Below are 13,044 nucleotides of genomic sequence, written 5' to 3'. Positions count from 1 at the left end.
CGAGGCCCCGGTGTCGCTCGTGGCCAGCATGTCCGGCACGGTGCCGGTGGGGGCGGTGGGGTCGTAGGTCAACTGAAGCGGCCCGGAGAGCTGGCTGCGCCCTGTGGCCTGCGGGGACTGGCCGTCGAAGATGCGCACGGCGCCCTTGATGAGGTTGAGGCCGGCGCCGCCTGGGGCCGGGATGAAGGTGGTGGAGAGCTGGCCGGGCAACAGGGTGTACTCGAAGAGCGTGAAGTCGGTACCCGCTACCGGTGTGGCATAGCCGACGGGGACGTTGTTGACGAGGACCTGGACGGCCGCGCCGGGCAGGTTGGCCGCGACTTCGCTGGGGTCGAGGATGTTGATGCCCTCGGAGTTGAAGTCGGACAGGTCGGCCTCGAGGAAGATGCGTGGCGTGGCCAGGTTCGTCACATTGTCGGAGTGGGAAGCGCCCGTGTCGCTCATGGGGTCGAGAATCACCGCGTCCACGAGCGGGGCCGCGAAGTTCTCGATCTCGAGGTCGTACTGGTTGGTCGCGCCGATGAAGCCGTAGACGCGGATGTAGTAGCGCTGCTGGCCGACGACGGGGATGACGAGCAACTCATCGTCGGTGGTGGATAGGGCCCAGGCGACGATGTCCCCCGAGGCGTCCTGGACCTGCATATCCAGGTCGCCGTCCGCATGGAGGAAGTGGAGGTTGATGACGAGCTTGCCGGTGTCTTGCGCGGTGATCTGGAAGAAGTCCTGGTCGGTTGCATCGTGGATGGTCAAGTCGTTGAGGGTGATCTTGGGCAGCGAGCCGAGCACGGTGGCGGTGGCGATGGAATTGTTGGGTTCGAGCGGGTCGGGGAGGATGAGGAGTTGCCCATCGAGTTGGAGCCTCTCGATCTCGTCGAAACTCACGGGCAAAGCGCCGGTGAAGGTGAACCAGCCGGCATCGAGCTCGGGGCCTTGATGATAGATAGGATTCACGGCTCCGACGAGGTTGAGGACGTCGCCCGAGGGCTGCTGGACCTGGCCGTTGGGCGCGCCGCCGAAGATGCTGTAAGACGCCTCCGTGAGGGGCTGGACGGTGATGGAGTCATCCCCATCGCCAGCCTGAATGAGGATGCGCTCGATGCCGCATCCATCGAAGGAGCCTCCGATGAAGTCCCTGTAGATGGTGATCAGCCCGTTGACGTTGACGACAAGGAAGCCGTTGCCGTCGAGGGTGGCCGAGATGGTGTCGTTGCCCGAGGTGCCTTGAATCAGGATTGTGTCGCCGATGGAGTTCGCGGCGCCCCCGCCGATATCGTCGGTGCCGCCGTTGCCGACGAAGACGTCATCGCCGCTGCCGCCGTCCAACTTGTCATTCCCAGCGCCGCCAATCAGGGTGTCGTTGCCGGCGCCGCCGTTGAGTTGGCCGCCCGCGGACAGGTAATCGTCGCCGTCGTCGCCGTTGAGTGTGATCAGGAAGCTTTGGGGTCCGGACTGGACACTTGGGCTCACTTGGATGACGTCGTTGCCACCCCGCCCGTCAATAATGAGGCTATCGCCATCTGCGACGGACACTCCGAGCGCCGTGACCTCACCCCATCGTGTGGTCACCGTGGGCCACCCGGTGAAAGGATCCAGGGCCGCCCCGATTGTATCGGCGATGTCGGAGCCCTCCACGGCCAGGGTGTTCCCTGTGCCGCGGAAGTCCACCATCAGGGTGCGCAGGCCGGTATTCGCGAGATCCTCGACGCGGACGGTGGTTCCGTTGGTCCTGGCGTACACCTCAACCGTCTCGATGTCGAGGCCCAGCAGGCTGCTCGCGCCGTAGTTGACCTGGAGATAGCCCACGTAGTCGTGGAAGGTGACGGTGGTCTGCGTGGTGTCCAGAATGAGAAGGTCTTGGCCCGCGCCGCCATTCACGGCCTCGAGCACGCCGGGGCCGGGGGCCAGGGTGTCGTGCCCGTCGCCGCCCTCGATGTGGTCGTTGCCCGCGCCGCCGGTGAGGGTGTCGTCGCCCGGGCCGCCGAGGAGGGTGACGCCCAGGCTGGTGACGGCGGAGGCGTCGGCCGTGTCGTTGCCGGGGCCGAGGTCCACGGTGAAGCTGGCGAGGCCCGTGGCCACGAGGTCGGAGGAAAAGGTCACGGTGTCGTTCGGGCTGCCCAGCGGGCCGTCGTTCGTGGCGGTGTCGAGGAGGAAGTGGGTGACGTTGAAAAAGGTGAGACTCTCGAAGGCCACGCCGCCGCTGGTGCCGCTGACGCGGTTCTGGCCAGCCGAGGGGCTGTCAATAGTGATGATGTCGTTGCTGTTGGGCGTGATGAAGGTGAACTCGGCAAAGCCGCTGACGGTGACGGGTTCGAGGCCGGTGAAGGTGATGGTCGAGTTGCCGACCTGCACGACGCCGTCGCCAACCGTGGTGCCGGGGCGATAGGAGCCGATCTTGCCGGTGCCGCCGGTGATCGCGAGAGCGTCTTCGCCGCCGGCGCCACCGTCGAAGCGCAGCGTCAGGTTGGCCAGCGGGTCGCCGTTGGTGAAGTCAATCGTCAGCGTGTCGTTGCCGCCCCAGCCCTTGATGTTGAGCTCGTGAAGGGAGGAGGCCAGGATGTTCTCGATCTGGACGGAGTTGAGCGTGATCCGGAGCCAGGTGCCCGTAGCGTCCAGTGAGACGTTGATCACATCGTCCTGGTTCGCTTGGTCCTGGTCGCCGTTGATGGCGAGCACGGGGCCGTTGGCGCGTTGGATGGCGACAGCCTGGGTGATGTGGAGGTCAGGCCCGCCATAGTCGGGCATCTCCCACCAGCCGTTGCCGCTGTCCCAGACGACGTTGTAGTAGTGCAGGTGGTTGGGGGCCGTGTAGCCATTGGCCTCGCCCTTGTTATCGTCGGAGTCCGTGATCCACACGCCGAGGTAGTAGTCGGTGGCGCCGGGCACCTTGGTGTCGTCGTAGTTGAAGCCCCAGCAGGTGATCTCGTGGTTGAAGCCGTCGAGAACCCAGAGACCCACGGGCGAGCCCGCGCGGATTTGGGCATCCACGAAGCTCATCACATCGGCGTCGCTGTCCTCAACGGAGAAGTAGTCGGAGTAGTTGAGATGCGGGTAGAAGCCGCCGCCGGCCACGTCCACGTTGGCATTGCCCACGCCGTCGAAGAACCACTTGAGCGCGGGCTCCACCGTCTCACCCACGTCTTTCCAGTGTTGCTCGTAGTAGTCGAGTATCTGGTCGGAATTGGTCATGCCGCCCACGAAGCCCCAGCCCGTGTATTCCAGGAGGTTGCTGAGGGTGGCCGCCCAGCACAGATTGTCGTCCTCGCCCGACGTGGCGTCCTTCTCGGCGTCGGACCAGGTGCCACCGAAGAGGTCGAATACGCGCACGCGGGTGCCGGTCTCGACCGTGTCACCGGGGATGGGCACATAGTCCGAGGGTGTTGCGGCCACCGTCTGCTCGGCGGCGAAGGCCAACGGGCCGACCAATTCCTCCAGCAGAGGCTCAGCCGCGGCAGCCGACAGCAGCACCCTGGGCTCAAGGCCCTCGACGCCGAGCCGCGTTTTCGGGGTGGGCCGGCCTCGACGGTGGTTTGCGCGCGATGCCATGTCGTTTCCCCTAAACAAAGGCCGCAGGGCGCCTGCGGGGCATAGATCCCTGCATGAATGAGGGCCTGACCCGGTGTGCTCGTGACACGCCGGAAGACTGGTGAGATGGAACAACGTGGGATATTGAGCGGGAAACCGTCCGCTGTGAATCGCTACGAAGCGAACCGAGCGGGACCGCGAGCCGATTGCGCTGCGCAGCCACGACCTGCCCCTCTCCGAAAGCCGCCTGACAACCCTCTGGCCCCGCTTCCCCCGCGCCGCCCGGCAGAGCGTACCGCCGCAGACGACTCTCTTCCGCGCCAGCAGACCTCATGAGGCTAGCATGGCAGCAATGCCCTGTCAAGGGAAAAGCGCCACAAAATGCTCACGAACCAGATCGCGACCGCAAGCCACAGGGCCATGGAGCCATGTGCCGCGCGGCCCTACTTGGGCCGCGCGTTCTTCGCGAACCAGAACCGCAGGAGCGCCTCGCGGGGGGTGGGCGTCTTTGTGGGCGTTCGGTCGTCGCGGTCGCCGCCGTGTTCCACGCTCCAGCCGTCCCACTCGCGGAAGGCATGATAGGCCCAGTCCCAGCCCTGCTCCTCCATCACGTCAATCACGTCGCTCAGGTACGCGCGGGCGCTGTCGCCCGGCGCCCAACGGATGGCGCTGAACTCGCCGATGTAAAGATGAACGCCGTAGTCGCGCTGGAACTCGATGGCGGGGCGGAATGCCTCGCGGATGGCGTCCTTGTTCCACTCCTTGCCCGCGATCTTGCCGGGGTAGGCCACGCCGGTAGGATTGCCGTAGATGCCCTGGTGGGTGAACTGGAATGGGGCGTACATGTGCACACTGTAGACCACGCCGGACACGTCAATGGGCACGAGGTGCTCGAGGCTGGCGGGGCCGCCCCAGGGTGCAGGCTCGATGAGGATGGCGTGGTCGGGGTCCAGCTCGCGCACGCGGCGGGCCGTGCGCTCGGCGAGTTCCTGCCAATCCAGCAGGCCCTCGGGCACGAAGCCCTCGACCGGCTCGTTCACGAGGTCGTAGGCCCACACGGCCTTGTGGCCGCGGTAGCGGCGGGCGATCTTCTCCCAGACCTCGACGAACTTGTCCTGGAACCGCTTCTCGTGGAAGATGCGGCAGCTGCTCCCCTCGTCGCGTCCGCCGGGCGGGGTATGGAGGTCCACGGCCACCAGGATGCCCAGGCGCTGGCACGTGGGCAGCAACTCGTCGAGGTGCTTGAGCGCTCCTTCGAGCCAGGCGTCGTAGGCGGCGAGGTCGCCCTTGTCGGCAGGGCTGTGGGGGAAGCCGCCCCAGATGAGCTGCCAGCGGATATGGTTGGCGCCCCACTGGCCCCCGAGGACTTCGAGGTCGGCAGCGGTCACGTTGGGGCCGATCATCGCTCCCCGTAGGCGCGGCAGCTCATGTCCTTTATACATGGTGCCCGTCGCAGGCTTGGCGGGGCGGGGCCTCGGCACTGAGGCGACGGTAACCGAGAGGTCGTCGAACCACACGCGGCCCGAGGTGGCCTCAAGGCCCAGCACGAGTTCCGCCGCCGTGGCGTCTCTCGGCACCCAGGCTAGAAAGCGCACGGGCTTCCAGTCGAAGGAGCCGTGGATGCCGTCCTGCTGCATCCACTGGTCGCCGCCGGGCGAGACCGTGTGGAGCATCACCTTCACGCCGTTCCAGGGATGGGGCGGGGCCGCCACGTTGTCGGCCTTCACCAGGGCCTCGCAGCGCAGGCGCGCGCCGCGCAGCCGCTCGACGGCCAGCGGAAGGCGAATGCTGGCGTGGCCCGGCCCCTTCTCGGCGGGCCACTGGATGGCCACGCAAGACGAGCCCTCGCGTCCTGTATCGAGGGACACCTGGGGGCTGTCGGCGCCGCGCCAGGCGCGCAGGCGCTCGGGCGAATCGAAGCCCTCGCGCAGCACGGCCTCGCCTTTGGCGAGCTCGCCGCTTGCCGCCGCGGCCCAGCATCCGAGGGCCAGTACCGCAACCGTCCAGTGGCTCAGGCACATTGCTGCTTCTCCTCACTGGCCTTTACCGCACGCACCCATACACCACGCCGCGGGGCAGGGCGATTGGGACGCTGTCGGCCACCCGCTCGATGGGCACGCCGCAGGCCGGGCCGCGCGCCCTATCGGCGCTTTCGCAGAAGGTCGAGGCCCACGGCGCCGATGATGACGGCGCCCTCGACGAACTGCTGCCAGTTGGGCTCGACGCCCAGGAGGATCAGCCCCTGGCGCAGCACGCCCATGATGGCGGCGCCCAGGAGCGAGCCGAGAGCCGTGCCCACGCCGCCCGAGAACGACGCGCCGCCGATGATGACGGCGGCGATGACGCGCAGCTCGTCGCCCGCGCCGGCGCTGGGCTGGCCCGTGGCGATCCGCGAGGCCTGCACGATGCCCGCCAGCCCCGCCAGCAGCCCGCAGAGGGTGTAGACGACCCCCTTGATCGCCGTCACGTGAATACCCGAGAGGCGCGCCGCCTCCTCGTTGGCGCCGATATAATAGATGTGACGGCCTGTGCGCGTGTAGCACAGAAACACGTGGCCGGCCAGCACCATGAGCGTCATCAGCCACACAGGGTTCGGCACGCCCAGGGTGTCGGCCCAGGCCAGAGCGTGGAAGCCTGCCTCCGCCGAGCAGCCTTTCACGGGAACCTGCTTCGCCCCGGTGACCACGATCGCCAGGCTGCGGGCCATGCTCATGGTGCCCAGGGTGACGACGAAGGGCGCCATGCGGAACCCACTGATGAGCGCCCCGTTGAACAGCCCCACCACCAGGCCCGCTGCGACCGAGATGCCCACGGCCATCGCCAGCGACGAGTCGTGGTGGCGCAACGCCAACGTGGCCAGGCAGCCCGAGATGGCCACGATCGAGCCCACGCTCAGGTCAATGCCTCCCAGCACGATCACCATGGTCATCCCCACGGCCATGATGCCCACGGTGGCGAACTGGCGGGCCAGGTCGAGCAGGTTGCCGCCCTCGAGGAACCCCGGCCGCAGGATGGCGAGCACGGCGCACATGCCCAGGAGCACGAGGAGCACGCCCACCTCGCGGGGCGCCGTGTGGATGTCGAACTCCTCGCGCACCTGCGGCGCGTAGAGGAGAAAGTAGAGGTAGATCATCAGGGCCGACGCGCCCACGAAGAGCCAGCGGTTTCCCCAGTAGCCGGCCAGGCCCGCCGCGGCGAGCAGGCAGACCTGGAGCAGGTGCCAGGCGGGCCGCCAGCGCCACGCGTAGGCCACGCCCACGGCGACGCCCAGGGCAGCGAGGGCCGCGGCGGCGGCCACCAGGCCGGCCGAACGCTCCGCCGTGGGCACCAGCACTCCGAACGGCACCGCGGCGCACCCGAGAAACCAGACAGCGAGGACCTGCTTGCTGGCATCCGAGAGCGGCTTTGCTGACACGGCGTTAAGCCCCCTGATCTGCGCGCGTGATACGTGATGCGTGATGTGTGAGAAGAGGGAGGGACAGGCCTCTGTTCCCGGGCTTTCTCCTGTCACGCGTCACGCGTCACGGGCCAAATGACACAATCTGGTGGTCACACGAGTGACGTTTGATCGGCAACTGACAGAGTCTGGTGGTCACTCCTGGAACGGCTTGTGAGGGACCTTGTGTTCAATCCTTCTGAGGAAGATGTGTTGCGATGGATCGCGTCTGCGGATGCCGTAGAACGCGATCTGGCCGGCATCAAGGTCCACCTCAGCTCGGACAAGGCGGTGGAGCCAGGAGCGATCAACCAGGAAGTTGTGTCCGAGGACTTCCGCCGTACCGCCTTCGGAGGTGCGCCGCAGGTAGACGATTCGACCTCTGGGCTGGGCTTGAAGGTCCAGTCGCCATCATGCAGGAAAGGCCCGTCGCACAGGTGCGGCTTCGATTCGGCTCGCGGACCGCGCGCGCAGGGCACCGAAATAGCGAGCCGTTCTCTCGCGGAGTTCGGCCAACGACTGGTGCTCGAACCTCGACCAAACCTTGGCCTGCCACCGACCATTGAAGTTCTCGATCGCGGCCTGGAAGCCGGTCTCCCGCGGCGGGACGAACACGGGAACAATGCCGAGGCTGAGGCACAGCCGGCTAATGCGGCCAAGGGTGTCCGGGTGTTGATGGGGACCCTGGAACACCGTGTCATTGTCGAACTGGGCATAGCCTGGGCAGCCGAAGGCGCGCCAGTGCTCCACGAGGGCTTCCAGAGCCTTCTGAGCCGCTTTCTGAGCCATGGGCCAAGACCCGGGCAGGCCTCCGTGGAGCGAAGTCGCATTGAGGACGTCAACCAATGGCCCGTTGCGAATTTTGAGGGACTCCACGAAGTCGAACGAGTCCAACTCGGCCCGCCTGCCTGCCAGCTCCGGCAGATACCACCCGGGCGGCGGAGCCGGCCGACGCACGCGCCTTCCGCCATCCAACGCCCCGTGGCGCTCGAGGATCCGGTGAATCGTTCGTGCACAAGGCACCTTCTCGCTGCCCTCGCCAACCAGGTGTCGGCAGATGGCGTCGGCTCCGAACTCGCCCAGAGCGCTGTTGTCTCGAAGCTCGATGCGCGCCGCCAGCACTTGGTGTTCCACCGCACGCGGCGTCCGAGCGGGGACGCTCTTCGGGCCACAGGGTTGGTCGCTCCAGTCCACTCGGTCAAGGCGTGTCCCATCAGCACGGCTCACCCACTTCTGAACAGTGCTCAGCGCCACGTGGCAATCCAGCGCAACCGAGCGCATCGAGGCGCCTCCCCGAACTGCCCGCACCATGGCTTTACGCCGAGCCTCGGTGCACTTTTTTGGCCATTTGATTCTCCTGAAAAGGGGTTTTCCCTCACAGCATACCCCTTTCGGCCCGACCACCAAACTGTGTCACTCGTGTGACCACCAGATTGTGTCATTTGGCCCGTCACGCATCATCTTCCCCCCGTCGCCAGGTGCATGATCGCCTCCTGCGTTGCCTGGGCGCGGGAGAGTTCGCCCGCGATGGCGCCCTCGCGCACGACGAGCACCCGGTCGCTCATGCCCAGCACCTCGGGCAACTCGGAGGAGACCATGAGGATGCCGACGCCTTGGCGCACGAGCTGGCCCATGAGGGCATAGACCTCGGCTTTGGCTCCCACGTCAATGCCGCGCGTTGGCTCGTCGAGGAGGAGGACCCTCGGCTTGAGCGCGAGCCAGCGGGCCAACACCACTTTCTGTTGATTGCCGCCGCTGAGGAACGCCACGCGCTGCTCCTGCGAGGGGGTGCGGATGCGCAGTTGCTCGACCATCGAGCCGACCAGTTGTCGTTCGGCGCGGGCGTTCACAAAGGCCAGGCGCGAGAGGCGGTCGAGCCCGGCCGAGGTCATGTTCTCGCGCACGGCGAGCATGAGGAAGAGGCCCTGCTCCTTGCGGTTCTCGGTGACGAAGCCCAGGCCGGCGCGAATGGCGTCGCGCGGGCAGCGGATGGCGACGGGTTGCCCGCCCACCCGCACCTCTCCTGCGTCGGGGCGGTCCACGCCGAAGATGGCCCGGGCGATCTCGGTGCGACCAGCGCCCACGAGGCCCGCCAGGCTCACGATCTCGCCTGCCCGCACCGCCAGGCTCACATCTCGCACGCGGCTGGCGGCCCGCGAGAGGCCGCGCACTTCCAGCGCGGGGCCGCCCTGCGCGACGGGCTCCCTGCGAAACATCTCGCCCAACTCGCGACCGACCATGAGCCGCACGATCCGTTCGGCCGTGGCCTCGGCGATCGGCATCTCCCCCGCGTTGCGACCGTCGCGTAGCACGGCGACGCGGTCGGCGAGGGCGAAGACCTCCTCGAGGCGGTGCGAGATGTAGATGACGGCGACGCCCTGGGCTTTGAGGCGGCGGACGAGGCCGAAAAGCTTCGCCGTCTCGTGCTCGGTGAGGGCGGCGGTCGGCTCGTCCATCACAATGAGCCGGGCCTGGAACGAGATGGCCTTGGCGATCTCCACCATCTGCTGCTCGGCCACGCTGAGGGTGGCCACGGGCCGACGGGCGTCGAGCGGCAGGTCGAGCGAATCGAGGATGCGCTGCGTGTCAGCCCGCAGGCGACCGAACGCCACCGTGCCCAGCCGCGTCCGAGGCTGCCGCCCGACAAAGACGTTCTCGGCCACGGACAGCGGCGGGGCGAGGTTGAACTCCTGGTAGATCACCGAGATGCCGAGGCGTTGGGCGTCGAGCGGGCCATAGTGCCCGAGCCGGCGGCCAGCAAAGTGCACCTCGCCCGAATCCGCCCGGTAGCAGCCTGACAGGATCTTGATGAGGGTGGACTTTCCCGCGCCGTTCTCGCCGACCAGGGCCACCACCTCGCCCTCGCCGGCGCGCAGGGCCACGTCGTCGAGCGCCCTGACGCCGGGGAAGCTCTTGTGGATGCCGCGCATTTCCAGAAGAGGCCTTGGCATGTTCTGTCGCCGTTGCGCGCCGCGTCAGTGTGCGTCTGCGTGCGTCCACGTCTGTCCGTGTCGAAGGCACGAACCGCGCCTCACACCGACACGGACGAACACGGACAGACACGGACGAGCCCGTGAAAAGACCGCACGCATCACTTCTTTGCGGCCGGCTTCGTGCGGAACTTCGCTACGTCCTGCGGCCAGACGACGGTGACGCCGGTGTCAATGATCTCCTTGCCCTTGGGCGGACGGTCGAACGCCTTCTTCGCGCGGAACTGCCGGGCGAACTCCAGGAGCTTCTCGACGGCGAGGCGGCCCATCTCGCGGGTGTTCTGGGCCAGCGTGCAGTCAATCACGCCTTCCTCGATGAAGTCCAGGATGTCCTCCGTGGTGTCGAAGGCCACGATGCGAACCTGCCCCTTCTGGATCTTGCCGCGCTGGACGGCGCCCTTGACCGCCAGGGCGGCGCCCGGCCCGGCGAAGGCGTTGGAGCCGAAGAACCCGCGGAGGTCGGCCTGCGCGTTCAGCACGGCCTCGGCCACCTGAAGGGCCGTGTCGGGGCTCTCCTGGTTGTACTGGACGTCGAGGAGCGAGATGCGCGTGCCCTTCACGCCTTCGGCGAAGCCGTCCATGCGTTCCTTAAGGTTCCAGGCGCCGGGTCTGCCGCCGATCATCTGGACGGGAAGCTTGTCGCCGTCCTCCTTCCTGGCGTCGAGGAGCTTGGCCATGGCCTCGGCGCCCACGCGGCCGCCCTGGCGGTTGTCGGTGCCGATGTAGACTAGCCGCTCGCTGTCCGGGGAGTCGCTGTCGAAGGTCACGACGGCGATGCCCTTGGCCATGGCTCGCTTGATGATCTCTTTCACGGCATCGGGGTCGTTGGGCGAGATGGCGATGCCGTCGTAGCCCTGGACGATCAGGCCCTCGATGACTTTGAGTTGCTCCTCGATGCTCGCCTCGGGCGGCCCCTGGAAGGCGGCCTCGACGCCCAGCCGCTGCGCCGCGGCGAGCATCCCCTCGCGCACGCCCTCCCAGTAGGGGTGGCCGATGGACTTCGGCACGAGGGCGAAGCGGAACCCCCCGTCCGCGCCCTTGCCGCCGTTCTTGGGCTGGAGTCCAATGGCGACCACTACCACGATGGCGACCGCGAGCACCACGATGGCCAGACGGGTCACGATCTTGCCCACAGCGTCTCCTCCAAGCTGAGTGGCGTTGGCCCGATCCCAGCAGGGATTGTAGCCCATGGCTGCCGGCCCTGCAAGGGGCACGGCGAGGGCAGCCCGAGCCAAGGCGGGCATCCGAACAGGAGCGCACCCCCACGGAGCGTGCCGCCCCCGGAGCAGTGGCTGCTCCGTTCGCCTACCCGACAAACGCTCGCAGGCCGCCGAACCAGTGCTCAGGCGGGATGGAGCCTCGCCAGGTGAGGTCGCCTGCCGAGAAGACGCCAGTCAGCACGTGGATCACGTCCGTATCGCCGTCCGAGGCGTCTTCGCGGATGGTTCCGGCGACGGTGAGCGACTTGAGGGCGGTGGCCCGGAACGTGCAATTGGTGAAGCTTCCGCCGACGGCCAGGGAGCCTGCGGCACCCGCGATGTCCCACGTGCCGCCGCGCATGGAACCGGCGATAGATACTTTGCCCAGGGTGCCTTTTGTCGCGCCTGCGCCGCTGAGGGTCACACTCGCCTGGAAGTCCCCCATGGGGCCGCCTGCGATCTTGCTGCGCTTCGTGGCGAGGCTGGAAACCCACGGGGCGATCAGGGCGTCTGGCGTTGCGTCCGTGTCCAGCCACTCGCTCAGCGCGAGCGACTTGAGGGGGGTACCCGACGTGAAGCGGGTGTCCTGCACACGGCCGAACGCGACGCTGGCCGATGCGATCAGCGGGTCGGTCCCCATCGTGAGGCCGCGCGACGCCGTCACGTCGCCGAGCGTGAGCTTGGCCACGCTGCCCGTGGCCGAGAGGCCGCCCAACAGGCTCACCTGCGCGCCGCCGAAGGTGCCCAGCGAGCCGGCCACCACAATGTCGCCGACCGAGGTGACCGGCAGCGGCGCCTTCACGGGCGAGGACACTTTGAAGGTGACGGCCGACTTGGAGTTGGTGCCCTCCGCCTCGATGGTCACCAGGTCGCCGGGCGTGCCGTTGCTGTAAGCGCCGCCCGCGTCCGGCGCCACGCCGCGCACGAGGTAGAATGTGCCGAGGCCCTTTGCACCCACGCTCACGAGATCGCCCGATGCGTCGGTGAACGTGGCCTTCGTGACCGGCACGGGAAGGGCGGAGCCGAGCACAATCACCTGGCCCTGCACGGTGAGCTGGAAGGCGTGCTCATCCTTCCCGCCGAGCCCGTCGTCCACCCGCACGATCACTGTGTCGGTGGCCAGGTGAGCGCGGCGGTTGGGCGTGCCCGAAAGCACGCCTGTCGCGGCATCCATGCTTAGCCACGAGGGGCCGGAGACGAGCGTGTAGCTCAGTGAATCCAGGTCGCTGTCGGACGCACTGAAGGTGAAGCTGAACGCCTGGCCGACAAGCAGCACTGTGATGCCGGCAGGCACGGACGGCCCGAAGGCCGGAGCGTCGTTGACGGGCGTGACGGTGATCGTCACGGTCGCCGGCGCACTGACGAGCGACGCTGGGCTGCCGGCCAGGCCGTCGTCGGTCACCGTGAACGTGAAGCTGTCGGGGCCGTGGTAGTCGGGGGCCGGGGTGTACGTGACCGCGCCCGTGGCGGGGTTGAAGCCGCTCAGGCTCCCGTGGCTCGGGCCGGTCACGATGGCGAAGGTGAGAGTCTGGCTCACCTCGGGGTCGCCATCGCTGCCCGTCAGTGTGATGGCCAGCGCCGTGTCCTCCGCTGTGCTTGCGCTCTGGGCGTTCGCGGTCGGAGCGTCGTTGACGGGGGCCACTTCGATGCTCACCTGGACGGGCGTGGCCGAGGCGGCCTGGCCGTCCCACGCCCGGGCGGTGAAGGCGGCGAACGTGCCGTTGGCGTCCGCGGCGGGGAGCCAGAGCAGGCTCTCGCCGGCCGCCAGCAGCGTGACGCCCGGGGTGACCGGCGCCCCGCCTTTGAGCAGCGTGCCGCTCGTCACCCCCTCGATGCGGAAGCTCAGCGGGTCGCCGTCGGGGTCGCTGGCGTTCGAGGCGCCCAGGAGCGCGGCATA

At 67.7% G+C, this 13,044-nt stretch carries 7 protein-coding genes; all 7 read right to left on the bottom strand.

The window, feature by feature from the left end; genetic code table 11:
* The coding region (locus PLE19_22625; protein ID HPD17743.1) for an LEPR-XLL domain-containing protein at positions 1-3,543 on the bottom strand (3,543 nt) is incomplete at its 3' end.
* A 422-nt stretch (positions 3,544-3,965) separates the two neighbouring features.
* Positions 3,966-5,543, bottom strand: coding sequence for a cellulase family glycosylhydrolase (locus PLE19_22620; GenBank protein HPD17742.1), 1,578 nt, complete (start codon positions 5,541-5,543; stop codon positions 3,966-3,968).
* Positions 5,544-5,662: 119 nt separating this feature from the next.
* Positions 5,663-6,937, bottom strand: a complete 1,275-nt coding sequence (locus tag PLE19_22615) for an ABC transporter permease (GenBank protein ID HPD17741.1) — start codon at positions 6,935-6,937, stop codon at positions 5,663-5,665.
* Positions 6,938-7,369: 432 nt separating this feature from the next.
* On the bottom strand, positions 7,370-8,092 hold the full coding sequence (locus PLE19_22610; GenBank protein ID HPD17740.1) for a hypothetical protein: 723 nt from the start codon (positions 8,090-8,092) through the stop codon (positions 7,370-7,372).
* A gap of 323 nt (positions 8,093-8,415) precedes the next feature.
* The gene (locus PLE19_22605; GenBank protein ID HPD17739.1) at positions 8,416-9,909 is read right to left on the bottom strand and encodes a sugar ABC transporter ATP-binding protein; all 1,494 of its coding nucleotides are present in this window, start codon (positions 9,907-9,909) and stop codon (positions 8,416-8,418) included.
* Between the two features lie 140 nt (positions 9,910-10,049).
* Positions 10,050-11,081, bottom strand: coding sequence for a sugar-binding protein (locus PLE19_22600; protein HPD17738.1), 1,032 nt, complete (start codon positions 11,079-11,081; stop codon positions 10,050-10,052).
* Positions 11,082-11,253: 172 nt separating this feature from the next.
* Positions 11,254-13,044, bottom strand: a 1,791-nt coding sequence (locus tag PLE19_22595) for an Ig-like domain-containing protein (protein ID HPD17737.1), incomplete at its 5' end; no start/stop codon positions are given.

This window comes from Planctomycetota bacterium (assembly GCA_035384565.1).
Lineage (GTDB): Bacteria > Planctomycetota > PUPC01 > DSUN01 > DSUN01 > DAOOIT01.
Note: the sequence above shows the minus strand (reverse complement) of the source record. Positions and strands in the feature narration are given on the sequence as shown.